This is a genomic window from Chlamydia sp. 17-3921 (assembly GCF_902705545.1).
Taxonomy (GTDB): Bacteria; Chlamydiota; Chlamydiia; order Chlamydiales; family Chlamydiaceae; genus Chlamydia.
Genome location: NZ_CACSHH010000015.1, coordinates 104,143 through 125,219 on the forward strand (window position 1 = coordinate 104,143; position 21,077 = coordinate 125,219).

Consider the following 21,077-nt stretch of genomic DNA (forward strand, 5'->3'; position numbering starts at 1 on the left):
AAAAGATTTAATATATTCTTGGGGGTGTATAGGTTTCGACTTGAAAATAAAGTGTTAATTGCATGCGGAGGGGGTTGGCTGGCCTCCTAAAAAGCCAACAAAACAATAAATGCCGAACCTAAGGCTGATTGCGAAATTATCAACTTCTTCGATCTCGCTTCTTGCGAAGATAAAGTTGCTGCTTAATTAGCAAAAGTTGTTATTTAGATAATCTCTAGATAACCCGGTGTTCATGAGCTCTACCAGAGGTTTGTGAAACACCGTCATCTATCTGGTTAGAATTGGTTTTCTCTAATTCTCAAGAAAACTTTTTCGAAACTTCTGAGAGTCGTTAGTTACTATAGTTGCTCTTATCTAAGGAAACTAACGTAATCAATTAAGAGCTAAGCATGTAGAAATTTTCATGGAGTTTATCAAGGACGAGAGTTCGAGTCTCTCCACCTCCATCATCTAAGAAAATTATAAAAAGGCTTTAGCCTGAAAGCTCCTAGGAAAAAGTTATGTTTTTAGGTAAGCTTTATCACAAAACGATCAAAACCCGACAAGAGCAGTTATGCAGGTAACTTCATCTAGTGTTTTCATGGTGAATCACCGTCATAATTCCAAAGGGTGTGCAGTTTCTGGAAACTCTATAAATCTTCCGCTACAAAATCCTTTATATCGAAATTGTCTTGAAGAATTTCTAAGTTATATTCCTGTCCTTAGTATAAATTACGGAATTCGCACTTTTATAGGTATTTCTACTCTTAAAACAAGCCTCCTGATCCGTACTGGCTATCTAGGAGACCATTGTCAGATGGAACCTTGCTCTACGATTCGAGAACAACTTCCAAAAATCTACTTTCACGCATGGCTTGAATGCTTTGGAGTAAAGGGATTGTATTATATTTTTGTAGGATTTATGAAAATTATTTCCATAATAAAAAATTTCTTAATTACATGCTGTAGAAAGCAAAAAGAACCTGAGCAACTCATTCCCCCTCTTACACCAGAACAGGCTCCTTTCCCACATAACAAAAACGATATAGATATAATTTTTGGATAATCAGAAGTAGTGGTTAATTTTACAAAATTGCTGCTGCTGCTGCTGCGAGCTCCGAACGCTCTGTTCTAGACATGAACATGTGTCCATATAAAACTAGATGATGAAACTTACCGACAAGATAAGTGAGCCCATTTGAGTTTTCATCAAAGTATGCACTATCAATTTGTGTAGGATCCCCAGTTAGAACAATTTTTGTTCCTTTTCCTGCTCGAGAAATAATTGTTTTGATTTCATGAGGAGTAAGATTCTGAGCTTCATCGATGATAATAAAAGCATTGGGTAAAGATCGCCCACGAATATAAGTTAAAGCCTCCATCTCCAATTTTTTTGCATCCATCAAAGAATGCAGTGTTTCAAAGAAATCTCCCATACCATTGAGATTGAATAAAAATTCCATATTATCATAGATAGGCTGCATCCAATGCAAAAGCTTCTCTTCTTTCAATCCAGGGAGAAAACCAATATCCTTCCCCATAGGAACAATAGGACGACTTACTAAAACTTTATTGTAATCTTCTTTATCAAAGATCATATGCATAGCTGCAGCTAAAGCTAGTATAGTTTTCCCTGAACCCGCCTGACCAATCAGAGTTACAAGTTTTACATCATCTCGTAAAAGCAGATCCAAGGCACACCTTTGTTCGGCATTCAAAGGCTTTATCCCCCAAATAGTATCAGGAAGAGCTTTCAAAGCAACAATTTTACCTTCTCCAACGTGATATCGCCCTAAAGCAAAAAAGTTTTCTCCTCCAGAAAGAAAAAAATACTCATTAGGAGAAGGATTTATATCCAAAGGAAGATCACAAAAACCTGTCTTATAAAAAGCTTCTATAATATCTTTTGACACTTGAAGTTCTCGATAACCTCGATATAAAGATCGAAATGAAAACCGTTTGTTTTCATAATCTCTAGATTCTATTCCTAAAGATTCTGCACGAACCCGTCGCCCTAAGCTTTTTGTTATAAAAACCATTGGTTCGCGTTCAAAAATGAATTTAAGTAGTTCTAATGTTTGTAACTTTCTTTTGTTTTCTTCTCTGTTTAAGGATGGAGAAGGAACTTCTATGCGCAATAAACTTCCATTTTTCATAGAAATTCCCTGCGAAGCAGTGTTTTCCGAACTCTCTAATAAAAAACGAATAAGGCTTAAAGCTCGAGAAGCATTTCTTGCAGACTCGTCTCGGAATTTACAAATGCTTTCTAACTCTTCTAACACTGTAAAAGGAATGATTATTTGTGTATTTTCAAAAGAGAATAAGGCTTCAGGATCGTAAATAAAAACACTTGTATCAATAACCACTGTTTTCTTCATAGAAATTGCCTATCATAAAAATTTTATTTACAATATAAAAACTGGAATCTACTAATTCAAAATGAATAACTGCTCTCTTTTTATGGTCTCTTGATTAAAAACAACAGCATTCTTTACATCTAAAAACGAAATATTTTTTCAAAAGAATTGGCAATCGTAATAAGTGACTGCTAATTTATTGTCAAAAAAAGAAGAGCTCACTACAATAAATTAAAAAGCAACTACCGTAGACTTACTCCAGAGGCTTCTATGAAAGTCAAAATCAATGATCAACTTATCTGTATTCCTCCTTTTATTTCCGCTCGATGGAATCAAATAGCCTTTATTGAGTCTCAAGAAGGAGATGTTCAAGGACAGGCGACATTAAAACTTCACCTGATCGACGGCAAAGTGATTTCTATTCCTAATTTAGACCAATCAATTATTGATATCGCTTTCCATGAACATCTGCTTTATCTTGAAACATCTCAAACCAATAAAGACGAATTAATTCGAGAAGATGACAAATTTGGCATGTTAATGGGTGTATTACAGCAACTCACTAAAAACTCTGATATTCAGCTGCTTTCACCTAAAAATTTAATCTCACCCTTATTCGCGGTAGAAAACCCAATAGAAGCAATTCTTCAACATACTCCAGAACACAAAGATCATCCCGATGCTCCTGCTGATGTTTTAGAAAAGATAGCAAATATCATCCGTACATTGTCTGGAAATACTCCATCCCTTCTTCCCAAGCCAGAGCCTCACTGCAATTGTATGCATTGTCAAATAGGACGTGTGATTCACGAAGAAGACAGCATTGTTGTTTCTGATCAGGATTTGACGTTTCGAACTTGGGATATTATTCAAAGTGGAGACAAACTCTATATAGTTTCTGATCCTTTAAACCCAAAAGAACAATTCAGTGTATATCTAGGTCCTCCTATTGGTTGCACTTGTGGAGAGCCCAATTGCGAACACTTGAAAGCAGTGCTTTATACATAAAAGATGAATATTTCAGCTTTCAGTATGACAATTGACTTTTTCCCTTAAGTCGATATAATTCTTTTTTGGGGGTTAAAGCCTCCTTAGCGGTAGGCGGTATCTTTCTATTGTCGGTTGCTAATGCGAATATATTGTAGGGGTAAAAGCGTGAGAGCATTCTTAATTTCTATGCTTCTTTTAGTTCTAGGGGTAGTACATCCTGCAGATGCAAACGTCGTTGATTCTAAATTTTCTATAACTAGGGAAGCTTTGTCTTTTTCACCCTTCACTGGAGAAATCAAAGGCAACCGTGTTCGTATGCGCTTAGCACCGCAGACTGACAGTACTATCATTAAAGAATTCTCTAAAGGTGAGCTTGTTGCTGTCATTGGCGAAAGTAAAGACTACTATATAGTTTCTGCACCACATGATCTAAAAGGATACGTATTTCGTACCTTTGTCTTAGATAATAAGATTGAGGGAGAGCAAGTCAATGTACGTTTAGAACCGACGACATCTTCTCCAGTATTGGTACGCCTATCTCGAGGAACTTCAGTGTTCATAACTTCTGAGCAGCCTCATGGAAAATGGCTAGAAATTTCTCTTCCAGATCAATGTGCCTTCTATGTTGCTAAGAATTTTGTTTCTCACAAAGGTTCTATAGATCTGTATCAAAAACTTGAATGTCAAAAAAAAATAGCTTTGGATATCTTAGATTCTGCAGTGAAATTTGCTAATATTGAATTAGAAAAGGATCTTAAAGATATAGATTTAGAAGCAATTTACAAAAAAATTAACCAACTACAATCAGATGAATTTTCAGATATCTCTGGATTACAAGCTATAATACAATCTGCTCTTGAGAAAATTCAAGATGCATATCTTGCAAAGTCTTTGACAAAACAGGAATCCTTTTCCGAGAATCAATCCAATATTAAAGACTCCGAAACCTCTTCTTCAAGCCTTTCTTCATTAGAAAATGCTCCTAAAACCTCTTTATTGTCTCAACATATTCGAAAACAAACACTCTTAAGCTCACAACCTCTTTCTAAAGGAAGGGAAAGTCTTGAACACGCTCTTTTTAAAATTTGGGCAAGTATGCAAAATAGCCCTAAAGAATTAACTCAAGAAGATTTTTACCGAGAAGAGTATAAACATCACAAACAAGTTTTCACAGGCGTATTGGAAACATATTCTCATGTAGTCAAAAACAATCCTGGAGACTATATTCTTAGAGACAATGAGCAAGTCCTCACATTCCTATATGCAACTAAAATCAATCTTAAAGACTGGATTGGAAAGCGAGTTACTGTAGAAGCTGTATCTCGCCCAAATAATCACTTTGCTTTCCCAGCACACTACGTTTTACATATTCAAGAAGCCTTAAATTAATAAATAGAAGGGAAATTTGTTTTTCCTCTAAACACACGATAAACAAAGACACCGTAAGTAATAATTAAAGGCAATCCAACAAGAATGATACCACATAAGCTTTTCAAAGTCTTAATGTTTACTACAGTATTGTAAATCGTACAGCTGTATTGCGAATCAATAGTTGATAATAGAATGTTTGGGAAGGTCATTAAGATAGCAGCAAGGATTAACATTAATAAATTTAAAGTAGAATAGAGAAAAGCTAAACCATAGCGTTCTTGTTTCACACTTGTTTTTGCAGCAACGCAAAAACAACATGTAAAAGCAATAAGAAGAATAAATAGCGGATAGGTTGGGAAAGAATCGAAACGTTCAGACATAGTTCCAATACTTGCAACTAACAATAAGAAATAGCAAACAAAAAGAGCTGATAATATAAAAGGGAAGCGATGTTTTATACGTGTATGTAGCTCTCCTGAAGTTTTCATTAAAGCAAAACAGGCACCATGGACAGCAAAAGCACTTGTAAGAACGGCACCACATAAAACAGCATACGGCCTAAAAAAGAGCAACCACGATACTGATGAGTACGATGTATCTGGAGCAATAGGTAATCCTAAAACAATATTACCAGCAAAAGTTCCTAAAAAAAAGCTAAGGGCAATGCTAGAAACGACAAACACTGTGTCCCAAAAAAATTTCCATGCAGGAGCTTCTACTTTACTACGGAACTCCAAAGAACATCCACGTAGAATAAATATCATAACTAGGGTCCATACAGGCATATAAAAAATTGTTAAAAGCAAGGTATATGCTGGCGGAAATCCTGCAAATAAACCCCCAACAACAATAATCAACCAAACCTCGTTACCATCCCAGACAGGACCGATAGAATTCAATAAAAAACGACGTTCCTGCTCTCCTCTAGCTAAAGGATAAATTACTCCAAAACCTAGGTCAAATCCATCTCCTAAAGCATAAGCAAAAACGGCTACGCTTAAAATGAAATACCAAATTACAGGTAGAGTTTCTGTTAAAGAAAATACCATAAAAATTCCTAGTTTAAGAAAGTTCTACATCTATAAGATCATTATCATCTGGACCTTCTTTCACCTTTTTACACAAAAGGTATAAAAATAACGACAAAAGACATGTAAAAACGAGACCAAACATGATTAACGATTGAAGAACTTGTTTTACTTCAAGCGTTGGAGACACCGCATCTTTTGTCTTCAATAATCCTTGCACAACCCAAGGCTGTCTTCCCATTTCTGCAGAGCACCATCCACACTCATTACAGAGCTGTGGAACAACAACTGAAAAAGTTAATAAAAATAGGAAAAAGCGAGAAAGAGCCCAACGCTTCCTCTTATAAGCTCTCCAACCAATAAAAGTTAAGACAACCATAACGCCCCATAACATAACCATTAAATGATAAAACTGAAAAACAGCTTGCACGTTAGGCCACTCATCTTTAGGAATTCGATCTAAACCAATAACAGGAGTTTTGACATTTCTATGAACAAGGAAAGATAATCCTCCTGGAACACGTAAACCTATGACTTTTTCATTTTTAACATCTACGTAACCGAATAACCATATAGGACTATAAGGTTCTGTTTTAAATACTCCTTCAAAAGCAGCAAGCTTTGCAGGTTGATTTTTAGCAACTCCGCGAGCAGTAACATCTGCAGACCACAGCTGTAAAGGTAAAACAATAGCGGAAGCTATGAGTCCTAACTTAAGACCTTTTCTAGCAAATTCTAGATGACGCTGTTTACACAAATAATAAGCAGAAATACTTATAACAAAAAATATTCCTGAGAGCCAAGTTCCTAAGACAGTATGAATATAACGATCTATAGTAGAAGGAGAAAAGACAACCTTCCAGAAAGAAGTAATTGTAGGAACGAATTTACCTTGATGCATAATCATTTCGTAACCTGAAGGAGTCTGCATCCATGAATTGGCGCAAATAATCCAAAAGGCACTCATATGAGCTCCCAAAGCAACCATACATGTCGAAAAGAAGTGCATTTTTTTCGATACTTTATGCCTTCCAAATAATAAAATTCCAAGAAATCCTGATTCTAAGAAAAACGCAAAAACTCCCTCGCTTCCTAAGAGGGTACCAAAAATGTTTCCTGTATATTCAGAAAAATTTGCCCAATTAGATCCGAAAGAAAAAATCTGCATGAATCCAGTGACAACACCAATAACAAAAGTTAAAGAAAAGATTTTGATCCAGAACCAGACTAACTGCTGATAAATAGCTTTCTTTGTAATCAGATATAATGCTTCCATAACAACAAGCATCATACTCAACCCTAAACTTAATGGGACAAAAAGGTAATGAAAGGTGATAAACATTGCGAACTGTATTCTAGATAAGATCACAGCATCCATTAATCGCCTCAAATTGATACACTATTAAAAAACTTATAATGTGAAGTATGTAATAAACTATTGCAACTACAAAATGCTTTTCTGTTAACCTTTTTGTTAGTATGCTACAATATAGGATATCCCCCCTTCTGGAAAACTGCGGAGAACTTCGAGAATTCCTTTGAAGCATTCTAGCAAAGAATCTATCATTATGCCTCAAGACATTACGCTTTACACAACCCCTCTTTTAGAAGTCCTTTTAATTTGGGCAGTACTCAACTACCTATTGAAATTCTTTTGGGGCACTCGAGCTATGGACGTAGTGTTCGGATTGCTTGCTTTTTTATTCTTATTTGCTCTCGCAGATAAATTTAACTTACCAATTATTCGCCGTCTTATGTTGCACGTTGTCAACATCTCTGCGATCGTTATTTTTATTATTTTTCAACCTGAAATACGCTTAGCTTTGTCTCGAATACGATTTCGAGGGAGAAGATTTGCTATAGACACACAAGATCAATTCGTTGAGCATTTAACATCAAGTATTTATCATTTGTCAGAGCGTCAGATTGGTGCTTTGGTTGTTTTAGAAAAACAAGATCTTTTTGACGAATATTTAAGCTTTTCCTCTGTAAAAATTAACGCAGACTTTTCTGAAGAATTACTTGAAACTATCTTTGATCCTTCGTCTCCCTTACACGATGGAGCCGTCATTCTCAGAGGGGAAACAATAGCTTATGCTCGCGTTGTACTTCCTTTAGCACATGATACAATACAATTATCTAGATCCATGGGAACTCGTCATAGAGCAGCCCTTGGAGCCAGCCAACGCAGTGATGCTCTTATCATTACAGTCTCTGAAGAAAATGGTAACGTTTCACTATCTCGAGACGGTTTACTTACAAGAGGAGTGAAAATAGATAAATTTAAAGCTGTATTATGTAGCATTCTCTCTCCAAAAAAACCAAAATATAAATCCTTTATTTCTAGGATTTGGAAAAGATGATAAAAATTTTTTTCCGTCTATTTATTCAAAATTGGCTTAGAAAAGCAGTTTCTTTAGGGTTTGCTGTTATTATTTGGATTCTCGTAGGACAAAGTATTACAGTAACACGAACTTTAACCAATATTCCTGTACGCATTGTTGATTTAGAAGCAGAACAAACGGTATTAGGTTTACAGAAAAATGGTTTATTAAACAAAAAAGTTTCTTTAACCATTACAGGGAATAAGAGTACCATTCAAGAGCTACGCTCCTCTAACCTAGAAGTAGTAATTAGTGCAGCAGGTCACTCAGAAAGCTGGATAGCAACTATCAATAAGCATAATCTCGTTAGCTTAGAGCAAGAAACTAATATCAGTAAGGGAATATTGCACATTGCTGCCAACGACCTCTTTATTCATTTAACGCAATACGTAACAGAAGATATAACAGTAACGATTACAACACCTATAGGAAGCACCCCTAAAGGTTACGAGTATTTAGATGTTTGGCCAAAAATTCTTCATCAAAAAGTCAGTGGGCCTAAAGAACACGTTAACGCATTAAAAGAACAAAATCTTGAGCTTACTTTCAATCTTAATAAAGTTTCATTTGAGGAACTAGAAAGAAATCGTATAGCTCAAGGAAATCGTGATGAAATAATTTTTCCTGTTCCAGAAGAATGGAAAAAAATCTTTATTCCTTTTGAAAATACTTACATAAGTCTTAATGATCCTCAAGCAGACTTTTTGAGGTTACTCTTTTTAAAACAAGATTTTGTCTATTTAGATTTAAACCTTCCGGTATTTCTATTCTTCCCTGTTAAGAATCTTTCAAAAATAAATCCACAAGTGTACTTTTTAGAATCGAGAGATCCGATTGTTCTAAATCAAGGAACCTTTCAGCTTAATATACCTCTTTATGTGAAGGAAGTAAGTAGATTATTCTTAGATGTTGTAAAAAATAATATAGCAGTCACAATAGTCGTGGCTCCACTCCATAATCAGACTTCTTTGGGATGGGCTGTAGAATTTATTGATGAGAAAACTTTAGAAGATACTTTTGTACAAGCTATTATAGCTCAAGAATACGGTATTCTTCATGATCTTGCTCTTATAGATGAGAGCAGCATTCGTCATCGTTTTCGAGAATATCTAAGGAAATTAGCCCTTTTTACTGAAGATGGAGCCCTCTTAAATCTTTCCGCGGAAATCCATGACAACAAAATTGTCATTCAAACCAAAACAATAGAAACAACAAACATTTATAAAAAAGATTGGTAAATCTATACGTGATTCTGGCCAATCTTTCACCTTTTAAAAAATGAGCTTTATTTTTTTCTCCTTGTTACTTGAAAATCTTTTCCCATATTAAAAAAGGAGTTCCACATGTGTCTAACAAATAGCCTTGGGGCTGGTTCAGAATGTCTTTTAAACGCTGCCTTCTGTTGTTCAGAAAATCCAACCCCTAAAAAAATACTAGCCATTATCTGTGGTATTGTTTTTGCCCTTCTTACTATTGGCTTAGCAGTTGCTTTTGGTCTCGTATGTGCAAATGTTCTACAATTACCAGACCCATTTCTTGGTATAAGTATGTATTTGATTACACCGATTCTTCTTCTTTTGTCCTTAACAAGTTGCTCTCTTTCTGCTGGCTGCTTTAAAGCGAATAATCGATTAAGCACTACTGTTGCATAATAACTACTTCTATTTGTTTACTAATCAAACCCTATGGTATACAGACCTGGGGTTTATATTCATGTGGCTATTCTTCCGTAAAACAAAACAATATCTTTTAGAAGCTCCCCTTTATTACTCAACATTAGGGTTGATAGCTTTTTGTAAATGTTTGCCAAGAAATGTTTGTCGATGGCTTGCGAATACAACAGGTTTCTTAGCATTTCATTGTATTCCAGATTATAGGAAAACTGCATTAACCAATTTAGCGTTAGCCTTTCCTCAAAAAACCTTCCAAGAAAGGCGACTTTTAGCAAAACAATCTTTACAACATCTCATGTTAACAGGGCTAGAACTGTTAACAATGGAAAAGCTTGTACGAAATATTGATAGTCTAATTACTATAACAGGTGATTTATCCAGCGCACCGGAAGGATACCTCCTTCAAGAAATTCTTTCTTCAAAAGAGCTTGCAGAAACTTTCGATCAATTAGAAAAACAACAAGGTATCATTTTATTTTGTGGTCATCAGGCAAACTGGGAACTTCCTTTTCTTTTTATTACGAAAAGCCATCCTGGTTTAGCTTTTGCAAAATCCATCAAGAATAAAAGGCTAAATAAAAAAATTTTTTCCTTAAGAGAAATCTACAAAGGTAAAATAGTTGCTCCTGAACGAGGAATTCATCATGCTATTGCAGCTTTGCAAAAAGGACATCTCGTGGGTATCGTAGGGGATCAGGCATTGCTGATGTCTTCATATTCTTACCCTCTATTTGGAGAGCAAGCTTTTACAACAACATCTCCAGCATTATTAGCTTATAAAACTGGAGCCCCTGTTTTAGCGATCAGTGTTTATCGACGAGCTCATGACTACCTAGTCATTCCCAGTAAAAAATTCTATGCAGATAAAAGCTTACCCATGAAGGATTCTATTTCTAAACTCATGGATAATCTTATGGGATTCTTAGAAAAAGGAATAGCAAGCAAACCGGAACAATGGTTGTGGATTCACAAGCGATGGAAAAGAAAACTTTCTCCTCAACTTAAAAAGAAATATCGATACAGTCATATTCTTGTTATAATCTCAGAATCTTCCCTTGGTAAGTATCAAAATTTTCTTCAAAGTCTCTCTGAAAAATTTTCAGGAGCATCTTTAACATTAGCTTTACAAAGCTGTAAGGAAGCCGAGCTTCTTAATAAAAATATTGTACCGGGTTACACCATTTGGTTTTTCAAGGATCTCCAAGATCTTCTTAAGTTACCAAACAGCTTTGTTGCAGTTTTTGATCTGATAAATTGCTCGAATTACATACTCAGACATTTTAAATCTACAGGATCTAGAGGTATTTATACTGAGAAGTCTTTAAGAAAAAACCTCCCTTATACTGAAGCACCTCTAGAGGTCACATTGAAAAAATTTTTCAAAAAGCAATCTTCGAAATCAATTAGAAATCGAGCTTGCTAAAATATCATTTACAACAGTCAATGCTAGATTATTTGTTTCCTTCATAAAAGCTCCTCGACTCAGCACCAGGATCTTATCATAATTTGATAAAATTCCTTGTTCTATTCCATATACACAAGCCTCACGTCGCCATACCATACGATCAACTTCTTTGGTCAGCATTGAGTATACTCCCCATTCAATAGCTAACCGATAATATACGGATAATTTTGGAGTTACAGCAATAATAGGGAATTTAGGACGATACTTAGAGAGAAACATAGGAGAATTTCCAGATTCTGTATAAACAATAATAGCCTTAGCTCCAGCTTTCTCGGCAATTTGAATACCGGACAAACCTATAGCAGCTAAACATGGCGATACTCTAATAGCAGACTGACTATCATCTAGAGATAAGAAAGAAGAATAATCTAAGTTTTTCTCTGTTTCATGAATCACAGAATGCATCATTCTCGCCGCAGCAATGGGATAATCGCCAGAAGCGGTTTCTCCAGACAACATGACAGCAGAAGTTCCATCATATATAGCGTTTGCTATATCAGAGACTTCCGCTCGAGTTGGCAAAATATTTCGAATCATAGATTCTAACATTTGTGTCGCAATCACACAAAAACGTCCCATCTCTCGAGAAATTTTTGCCATCATCTTTTGTAAATTCGGAACTTTCATAACAGATAGCTCTATACCAAGATCTCCGCGAGCAATCATAATCCCATCTGCAAGTTTGGCAATTTGCAAGAAATTTTCTACCCCTAATCTATTCTCTATTTTAGCAATGATAGGAATGTGAGAACCACCAAAGTCCTCTAAGCATTTACGCATAGCTTCAATATCTTCACTACAGCGTACAAACGATGCTGCAATCATATCTATTCCCTGTTCTACGCCAAACTTTAGATCCGCGATATCCTTATCCGTCATAAAAGGCAAAACCACATCAATATCTCTTATGCTTAGAGACTTGTGTGATTTGAGCTCACCATCACTTAGAAACTCTAATTCTAAGCTATCAGAGTTAGAGGCAACTACTGTAGCATGTATGTATCCATCATCTATTAGAACTTGAGAACCTTCACGAACAAAGGGAAAGATTGTGTTTGGAAGGAGAGAGATTCCATTTTCAATAGAACCATCGACATCTTGATCTATAAGGCGAACTTTTTGTCCTTGAGTTACTCGAATAGGAGAAGAAATTCTCCCAAGACGTATTTCAGGACCTTTAGTATCTAACATAATTGCGAGAGGCACTTCTTTTTCTTCCCGAAGCTGTTTAAGAATACGTATTGTCTCCCCATGAGACTCGTGAGATCCATGACTAAAGTTCAATCGAGCAACATTCATTCCTGCATCAATAAGCTTTGTCAGCATCTCTACAGAATTCGTTACCGGTCCTATGGTACAAATAATTTTTGTTCGCGTAATCATAACGTATCTACTTTCTCAACTACTTATGTGACTCTTGCAGAAATATACAATATTAAGGTTTAATTTGTACTTAGAAAGGCTCTAATGACAAGTCATTTACAAATGACTGGTATCTTCTCTAATTCTTAGGTGATAGTTTTAAAAGAAAAGGTTATGGAGATGTTTTTCAACCTTATTCTAATCTTAAAAAGCTTTTGTCAATTTATTGAGCCCTTTTCTTATGACTTCATTTCCTGTGCATCTTTCTGGCATTACAGTTAGAAATCTCAAAAACATCTCCATAACCTTTTGCTCTGGTGAAATTATTTTACTTACAGGAGTTTCTGGATCTGGAAAATCTTCTTTAGCATTTGATACTCTATACGCAGCAGGAAGAAAACGCTATATCGCAACATTGCCAACTTTCTTTTCCACAACACAGTCTTCTCTTCCGATGCCTAAAGTCCAAAGTATTCAAGGACTCTCCCCTACAATAGCAGTAAAACAAAATTATTTTTCTCATCATAGCCACGCGACTCTAGGAAGCACAACAGAACTTTTCAGCCATTTGGCCCTATTATTTACTCTTGAAGGAAAAGCTCGAGATCCTCAAACAAAGCAAGTTCTTGATATTCAAAGTAAAGAAAAAATCTTAGCAACACTACAAAATATTCCCGACAACACACAACTCACACTTCTTGCTCCTGTTCTCTATAAAGATTCCCAAGGAATTCAGAATTATATTAAGCAAGGGTATACAAAAATACGTATTCATGAAGAAACTCGACATTTATACTCTTTTCTTTCTTCAGGAATCTCTGATGAAATTACTGCTGATTTGATCGTTGATACATTAATAAAGAACACTAACAATTCTGCACGATTAAAAGTTAGTTTGTTTTCTGCTCTGTCACTTGGAGAAGGCTGCTGTTTTGCACTTATTGGCGATATTAAAAAAACTTTCTCTACACAAATTCATCTAACAGATACGAACCGAACCTACCCTCCTCTTTCTCCTGAAATTTTTTCTCAAACTAGCCTTCAAGGACGTTGTTCTCACTGTCAAGGATCTGGTCTTTTCATTACAATCGAAGATCCACAGTTACTTAACGAAGAACTTTCAATTCGAGACAACTGCTGTGCTCTAGCAGGGAATTGTTCTACTTACCTATACAACATAACATATCAATCTCTTGCAGACACTCTAGGATTTGATTTAGACTCTCCTTGGAAAACTTTACCAAAAGAAATTCAAAAAACATTTTTATGGGGAGGTAAGCATCTTGTTATTCCTGTACGTCTTTTTGATCCTATAACAGGTAAAAGAAATCTCTCCTATAAACTTTGGAAAGGTATTCTTAACGAAATTGGCGACAAAGTCCGTTACGCAGCGAAACCTTCAGAACGCCTTCCTATAGGAACAATAAGTCAAACCTGCCCTCTCTGCCAGGGATCTGGTATTGATGATTATGCTGCTGCTGCAACCTGGGAAGGAAAGACATTCGTAGAATTTCAACAACTTTCCTTATCAGAGTGGTTCTCATTTCTGTCTTCCATATCAAGTTCTTCCTTGTCTACACAAGAGATTCTCCATGGACTGAAACAACGGCTCTCTTTTCTTATAGATTTAGGATTAGGTTATCTAACTCCAAATCGAGCTTTAGCCACCCTCTCTGGAGGAGAACAAGAGCGTACTGCTCTAGCAAAACATTTAGGAGCAGGTCTTAGAGGAATTACCTATATTCTTGATGAACCTTCAATAGGACTCCATCCTAAAGATACCGATAAACTTATTCGTATGATTCAGAAGCTTCGAGATCAAGGTAACACGATTATTCTTGTTGAACATGATGAACGAATGATTTCTTTCGTCGATAGAATTATAGATGTCGGTCCTGGAGCTGGTATTTTTGGAGGAGAAGTTCTTTTTAACGGGAAACCGGAAGATTTTTTAAAAACCAGCAACACTCTTACAGCAAAATACTTAAGAAATGAACAAATAATAGCCATTCCAGAATCTCGTTCTCCATCATCTTCTTGGCTATCCCTAACTCAAGCAACAACCAATAACTTAAAAAACATTTCAATTCGCATTCCCCTAGAAAGGCTTACAGCTGTTACGGGGGTTTCTGGATCAGGAAAATCTTCGTTAATTAATGATACCTTGGTCCCTTCTGTAGAAGATTTCCTACAAGGATTTCCTTCGAAAACTTTATCTTTTAAAAATGGAAAAATTTCCCGACTTATTCACATTACCCGAGATCTCCCTGGACGTTCTCTACGTTCTATCCCTTTAACATTCATAAAAGCTTTTGATGAGATCCGAGAACTTTTTGCTTCCCAATTTCAAAGTATATCCCAAGGATTAACAAAATCTCATTTTAGCTTTAACTTGCCTCAAGGAGCCTGTATGAAATGTCGAGGTTTAGGCTCTATTCTTTTATCTGATAGTGACACGCCTGTAGTGTGTCCTGAATGCCAAGGACTCCGTTACCAAACTCAAATCCTAGAAGTTTCTTATCAAGGGAAAAATATCTCAGATATACTGACAATGACAGTATATGAAGCTGAAAAATTTTTCTCAAAAATCCCTAGCTTACATGAAAAAATCTATGCTCTTTATGTTTTAGGATTGGATCATCTTCCTTTAGGAAGACCTCTATCAACATTATCTGGAGGGGAAATTCAAAGACTTAAATTAGCCCACGAACTGCTTATTTCTTCTTCAAAACAAACTCTTTACATTCTTGATGAGCCAACAACAGGGTTACACACTCACGATGTTCAAACTTTAATACAGGTTCTTCTTTCTCTGACCAATCAAGGTCATACAGTAGTTGTTATAGAGCATAACATGCATATTGTAAAAGTCGCAGATCATGTTCTTGAATTAGGTCCTGATGGAGGCTGGAAAGGGGGTTATTTATTAGCATCTTGTTCTCCTAAAGATCTTATCAAACTTGATACTCCTACAGCAAAATTTCTTTCTCACTATGTACTTGAAGAACCAGCACTTCCATCTCTTGTGACTAAAGATCTTTCACTAGATCAACCAAAAAGAATTTTAATAGAAGATGCTCATCACCATAATCTCAAACATTTAAACCTAACTTTCCCAAATAACTCTTTGATTGCTGTAGCTGGCGCATCAGCATCAGGGAAGCATACTTTAATATTTGATATACTCTATGCATCAGGCAATATAGCTTATGCAGAACTTTTCCCTCCCTATATTCGCCAAGAACTTCTTAAAGAGACTCCTCTTCCACATGTAGGAAAAGTCTCAGGGCTTTCTCCTGTTATTGCTGTAAAAAAGAGGGGAATATTACGCCAATCTCGTCATACATTAGCCTCCGCTTTAGACATTAGCGATAACTTGGAAAAACTCTTTGCTCTTCTTGGGCAACCTTTTTCTCCTGTAACTGGAGAAAAATTAGACAAAGAAACACCACAAGTCTTCATAGAAAAGCTTTTACAAAACTATAAAGACCTCTATGTCACGATAACGACTCCAATTTCTCCTGAAGAAAATATTGACTTTTTCTTACAGGCAAAACGTAAAGAGGGATTTTTGAAAATTTTTGCTAATGATCAATTGTATGATCTTGAAGATCCTCTTCCTGAAAAGTTAGATAACCCTGCCTTGGTTATTCAACATATTAAAATCTCTAAGAAAAATAAGGTCTCCCTGCTATCAGCATTGTCTTTAGCGCTTTCGTTATCGCCAACCCCGAGACTCTACATTCAAAAACACAATCATTTGCAATTGATCTCATACTCATTGAGTTGGAGAGATTCCTCTGGAAAGTCTTATCCTGAAATCTCTCGAGAACTTCTTTCTACCGATCATAAGGAAGGACAGTGCCAACAATGTTGCGGATCAGGAAAAGTTTTGAGACTTTCTTTACAACGACATAAAGATAAAATTCTCCACCACACGCCATTGGAACTTTTTACACTTCTTGTTCCAGAAGGCTCTACAGAACTTTTATTAAAAAATTTAAAACATCACAAAATCTCACCAAACAAGCCCATAGGGACTCTTAATGACCAAGCTTTTGCTACCCTTTGTCAGGGGACTTCGTCATATAAAGGTCTTGAAAATATTCTTATGGAACATATAACGAGTACTTTATCAGCTCCACTTCTGAAACCTCTTCTTCTCTCTGAAGACTGTCCCACATGTGAAGGTTGGGGGCTTCATGCCTATGCTCGTCATATTCGCATAGGCTCAATATCCCTCACTGATATCTACAAGGAAGATGCAACCTTTTTAAAGAGTTTCCTCCAAGAGATTAAAGAGGATTCAGCCAAAATTATCATCCAGGATTTGATGAATCGTCTAACCTTTATAGAAAAAGTTGGCCTTAACTATATCTCCTTAAACCAAAAGCAGGATACTCTAAGCGATGGAGAACGCTATCGTCTGCACCTTGCAAAAAAAATTTCATCCAACCTTACAGATATTGTTTATCTTCTGGAGGATCCTCTTTCGGGGTTACACCCACACGATCTTCCATATCTTGCGGCTTTACTTAAAGAACTTGTCAGAAATCACAATACGGTTATAGCAACAGATCGTGATTTTTCTTTAACATTTTATGCAGACCACAGTATTTACCTCGGTCCAAAATCCGGACCTGAAGGAGGTTTTCTATGCTCACCTGAACTTCCTTTACCAACGCCTATCGTTGATTCTCCCTCGAAATATTCATCAACAACTTTAGATGTAGATCTTTCTATTCATCACATGAAAAATCTCAAAGTTTCAGCGCCTTTGCACTCTGTAGTTGCTATTGCAGGAGTCTCTGGATCTGGGAAAACAACGTTATTACTGGAAGGATTTTATCAAAAGGCAACCTCTTTACTTTCTCTGGGTACTAAGGAATTTTCTGATATTATAGTTATAGACTCTCATCCTCAATCTGTATCGCAGCGTTCTGATATCAGCACCTATTTCGATATAGCATCACATCTGCGAACTTTTTATGCCTCTCTAACAAAAGCAAAAGCTTTAGGTATTTCTGAAACAATGTTCAGTACAAATACTAAAAAAGGCCAATGCCCAGATTGCTTAGGAATGGGATTTCAGCTTATAGACCGAGCTTTTTATGCATTAGAGAAACGTCTTTGCCCTACATGTGCAGGTTTTCGCATACAACCTTTGGTTCAAGAAGTTCTTTATGAGGGAAAACACTTCGGTCAACTGCTACAAACTCCAATATCAGAAGTTGCTATACGATTCTCATTTATGAAAAAGATACAACCAGCTCTTTATGCTCTACAACAAGCGAATTTAGACTATCTTCCTATTGGAAAAAAACTTTCTTCTCTTTCTCTCAGTGAAAAAATTGCCCTAAAAATAGCAAAACAACTCTATCTTCCTTTAAAAAAGCCTACTCTTATTCTTATAGATGAACTAGCTTCGTCTCTAGATTTAGCAAGGAAATACACACTTCCGCAATTATTTCAAAAGCTTGTATCCATTGGTCATTCGATCATATACGTAGAACACAATACGGAAATACTCAAACATGCTGATTACCTTATAGAACTTGGCCCTAAAGCAGGAAAACAAGGAGGAAAGCTTCTGTTTTCTGGAACTCCAAAAAACATCTTAAACAGTTCTACATCGCTTCTCAAAAACTATCTTTTTAAATCTTAAAGAAACCTTTCATTAAAAAGATGCTCATAAGCAATCTTGCTCTGCTCTCGTTCTTTTTCAAGACCCAAGCAATGAAAATACAAAAATTTTTGTACTAAAAGTAACTGGCGTTCACGAAAACACAAAGCTTCCTCGCAAAGATTTTCATTACGAGCCAATAAAGATCTAGGTAAAAGATCTTCTCTTTCTCCCTTACGGAAGTGTTGTTCGGCACTTTCTTTTCCTTCAGAGAGAGCTAACCAACAACCATAAAGAACAAAAGCTTCATGACAATTATCCAACCACAAAGAGTTTGGATACTGACAAAGTAAATTGTAAGCTTCCTTCTTCTCGTAATTCCATAATCGCGCACGAATTTCATAAGGTAAAAGGTATTCTGAGTACCATTCTACAGGTAAGTATGAACGAATTATTGCTATAGCATCTAAGACATCATCAACCCGAGAATACATAAGAGCATCTTTTGCTAAGAGATCAAAAAGATACAAAATTAATATCGGAGATAACGCATCAATATTTGCAAAAATGACACTAGTTCCCTGTTCCTTAACCAAAGCATTCAATCCATGAAGAAAAAAAATAAATTCTTCAGGAGAAAATTCTAAAGATTCTTGAGAAAGCTCTACATTACGAGTATAATTTTTGAAGGTTTCAGTATAGAGATCTAAAAACTCATAATATTTTAAATCTGTTGCGACAAAAAATATCTCTGCTAATGCTCGAAAATCCTTTAAATCCCAAGCTCTTTGAAAAAGCCCTGGCAACAAAGGAGTAAATCCTGACCAGAAGCTCAAAAATAACTCCATTTTTGAAGAACGGAAATCTAAAGGTGAAATATCTAATCGACAAAATAACGAATCTTGAATCTTGTTGTTTAACCAAAATAACAACTTCTCTTCTTGTCCTAAAGAAATCAATTCTGGAGCCGATTGTAACACTAAAAGAATGAAGACTAAAGCTACACGATGATTTTTATGAAGACTTTCATGCAAACGATAAACAATATGATCTTTTAACCGAGAAATCTCAGGATGTTGGGAATAACGCTTTAGAGCAAGTAAAAGACTTTTAACTTCTTCATAATGCTCTCCCAACCTCTGATACACAAGAGCTTTTCCTAGATATTCTAAAGGGGCTGCGACACTTTGATGCAAATGGGCGAACTCTTCAAGAGCTTTAGAAAAGCCTTGTTCGTCTTTTTCTTCAGAAGCTTTTTCTAATAAAGAAATTCCTGCACGAAATAGTGCTTCACAACCTTCTTTACGTCCAGGGAAAGACTCTGCTATTCTTTTATAAAAAATTAAAGCTCGATCATACAATTTCTCTGCAAGAAAAGCATCAGGGACAGCCAAGCAACTTACATGTAAAGATCCACTACTTTCAAAAATGCCAATATCACCACAGACGTTTTCCATATTTTGAACTATTAGACCAATATGTCCCCCACAACCTGGCAAATAATCCATATGTACAAGCCAAAGGACATTTTCTATATATAAAGACAAGCTGTGGTTATGTTTTTCTAAAGTTATTGAAAAGACATGTTTATCTAAGTCTATCTTTTGAGAAACTTTCTGTATTTCCAAACCATTTTTTACTAATGATACAGAAAAAATATTTTCTTTAATGTGTAGCCAAAAACCATAGCCATGATAAAAGTTTCCTTCTGAAGATTTTCCTGATGGAGGAAGAAGAATACCAAAACCTTCAACTAATCCAATTCGTAATAAAGAATATTCTAAACGTGTTTGAGAGAAGCTTTCTATATTTGAAATTGCCAAGCTATACCAGGAAGCTGGCGATACTTCTAACATTGGAAAATATTTAGACAAGAGAATGGGTTCACACCATTTCCAACTTTGAGGATTTTTAGGATCAAGATTTTTCTTTAGTATCCATTTTGGATTTCCCTGTAAATGCCGTTCGACATCTATTTTCAATTCAGAAACAGACTGATAACGCTGTTTAGGATCTACAGCGAGAGCTTTCATTACAATAAAAGAAAGGAAAGGAGGAATCTCTCGATAAGGAGCTATCTCTTCAGGAGAAAGGATTGCCTGGTTATCTACCATGATCTTTTTACCTCGTTTTCTTCGATAAGGAAACGATAGAGTTAGCATCTGATAAAGAATTACTCCTAAAGCATAAATATCTGTACTTTCTGAAGCAGGAAGCCCTAAAAGCCGCTCTGGAGCCATATAATCTGGAGTTCCAACAATTTTTCCATGAATTGTCATTTGGGAAGAAGTTGTTGTTATTGTTTCCTCATGCAAATCTACGAAAGGATGATTATCACAAGAGAAAGAAACTGCTGCTCCCCAATCTAAAATAACAACTTCACTAAAGAGGCCTAAAAGAATATTATCTGGCTTTAGATCACGATGTAGAATACCTCGTGCGTGAACATATTCTATCGTTGAGCAAATCTTATAAAAAATAGAAAGAAAAGCTCCAACAGAAGTTCGCTCAGCAAGCTCTTTAGAAAGGGACTCTTTTTTCCAAACACTTTTCAATAAGCTTTTTAATGTATACCCTTCGATATAAGGCATTGTGTAATATACAGGATCTTGATCGCTGCAAATTGTGTACACAGAGACTACTCCAGGATGTACAAGATCTGCAGCAATCTTAGCCTCTCGAAGAAAACGACGCTTTAATAGAGCATTATCAGAAAGATCTTCACGAATCTTCTTTAAAGCAACTCTTCGTGAACACACAGGATCGTAGGCAAGATATACCTCACCCATTCCTCCTTTACCAATCAGCCTAATAATGTCATAACGTTGCAAAAACGCTCAAGCCT

Annotated in this window: 13 protein-coding genes and 1 other RNA gene; 9 read left to right on the top strand and 5 right to left on the bottom strand. The window is 35.9% G+C overall.

Translation table 11 applies throughout. The features are described 5' to 3' along the window. The first annotated feature begins 20 nt into the window (after positions 1-20). Positions 21-449: a transfer-messenger RNA gene (ssrA, locus tag JMS40_RS04245) on the top strand. Positions 450-553: 104 nt separating this feature from the next. Continuing rightward, entirely contained in the window at positions 554-1,045 is a 492-nt protein-coding gene (locus JMS40_RS04250) for a hypothetical protein (RefSeq protein WP_201457032.1), read from the top strand. 19 nt (positions 1,046-1,064) lie between these two features. Here JMS40_RS04250 and JMS40_RS04255 read toward each other — a convergent pair whose 3' ends face one another. Then, positions 1,065-2,357, bottom strand: a complete 1,293-nt coding sequence (locus JMS40_RS04255; protein ID WP_201457033.1) for a PhoH family protein — start codon at positions 2,355-2,357, stop codon at positions 1,065-1,067. Between the two features lie 249 nt (positions 2,358-2,606). Between JMS40_RS04255 and JMS40_RS04260 the strand changes: the two genes are divergently transcribed. After that, entirely contained in the window at positions 2,607-3,344 is a 738-nt protein-coding gene (locus JMS40_RS04260) for a hypothetical protein (protein ID WP_201457034.1), read from the top strand. 147 nt (positions 3,345-3,491) lie between these two features. After that, positions 3,492-4,715 carry an SH3 domain-containing protein gene (locus JMS40_RS04265; RefSeq protein ID WP_236558951.1) on the top strand — a complete coding sequence of 408 codons (1,224 nt, stop codon included), beginning with the start codon at positions 3,492-3,494 and terminating at the stop codon, positions 4,713-4,715. Here JMS40_RS04265 and cydB read toward each other — a convergent pair. Next, on the bottom strand, positions 4,712-5,746 hold the full coding sequence (cydB, locus tag JMS40_RS04270) for a cytochrome d ubiquinol oxidase subunit II (RefSeq protein ID WP_201457035.1): 1,035 nt from the start codon (positions 5,744-5,746) through the stop codon (positions 4,712-4,714). The genes JMS40_RS04265 and cydB overlap by 4 nt on opposite strands. Before the next feature lie 13 nt (positions 5,747-5,759). Further along, positions 5,760-7,103 (bottom strand): cytochrome ubiquinol oxidase subunit I, encoded by a 1,344-nt coding sequence (locus JMS40_RS04275; protein ID WP_201457036.1) that lies wholly within the window; start codon positions 7,101-7,103, stop codon positions 5,760-5,762. A gap of 190 nt (positions 7,104-7,293) precedes the next feature. On the opposite strand from JMS40_RS04275, the gene cdaA reads away from it, so the two are divergent. The 4 genes from cdaA to JMS40_RS04295 all read left to right on the top strand — a co-directional run bounded on the left by cdaA (position 7,294) and on the right by JMS40_RS04295 (position 11,205). Beyond that, positions 7,294-8,088 carry a diadenylate cyclase CdaA gene (cdaA, locus tag JMS40_RS04280; RefSeq protein WP_201457037.1) on the top strand — a complete coding sequence of 265 codons (795 nt, stop codon included), beginning with the start codon at positions 7,294-7,296 and terminating at the stop codon, positions 8,086-8,088. Next, positions 8,085-9,347, top strand: coding sequence for a hypothetical protein (locus tag JMS40_RS04285; protein ID WP_201457038.1), 1,263 nt, complete (start codon positions 8,085-8,087; stop codon positions 9,345-9,347). The genes cdaA and JMS40_RS04285 overlap by 4 nt, the downstream gene beginning before the upstream one ends. Positions 9,348-9,452: 105 nt before the next feature. After that, positions 9,453-9,761 carry a hypothetical protein gene (locus JMS40_RS04290; protein WP_201457039.1) on the top strand — a complete coding sequence of 103 codons (309 nt, stop codon included), beginning with the start codon at positions 9,453-9,455 and terminating at the stop codon, positions 9,759-9,761. Between the two features lie 61 nt (positions 9,762-9,822). Further along, a complete protein-coding gene (locus tag JMS40_RS04295) occupies positions 9,823-11,205 on the top strand; it encodes a lipid A biosynthesis lauroyl acyltransferase (protein ID WP_201457040.1) in 1,383 nt (460 codons plus the stop codon). Here JMS40_RS04295 and pyk read toward each other — a convergent pair. Further along, positions 11,182-12,630: a pyruvate kinase gene (gene pyk, locus JMS40_RS04300; protein ID WP_201457041.1), complete on the bottom strand. Its 1,449-nt coding sequence runs from the start codon at positions 12,628-12,630 to the stop codon at positions 11,182-11,184. The two genes, JMS40_RS04295 and pyk, sit on opposite strands and share 24 nt — an antisense overlap. Before the next feature lie 220 nt (positions 12,631-12,850). On the opposite strand from pyk, the gene uvrA reads away from it, so the two are divergent. After that, complete coding sequence (uvrA, locus tag JMS40_RS04305; RefSeq protein ID WP_201457042.1) at positions 12,851-18,274, top strand: excinuclease ABC subunit UvrA; 5,424 nt, start codon at positions 12,851-12,853, stop codon at positions 18,272-18,274. Here uvrA and pknD read toward each other — a convergent pair. After that, positions 18,271-21,063, bottom strand: a complete 2,793-nt coding sequence (gene pknD / locus JMS40_RS04310; protein WP_201457043.1) for a serine/threonine-protein kinase PknD — start codon at positions 21,061-21,063, stop codon at positions 18,271-18,273. The genes uvrA and pknD overlap by 4 nt on opposite strands. Between the last annotated feature and the right edge of the window lie 14 nt (positions 21,064-21,077).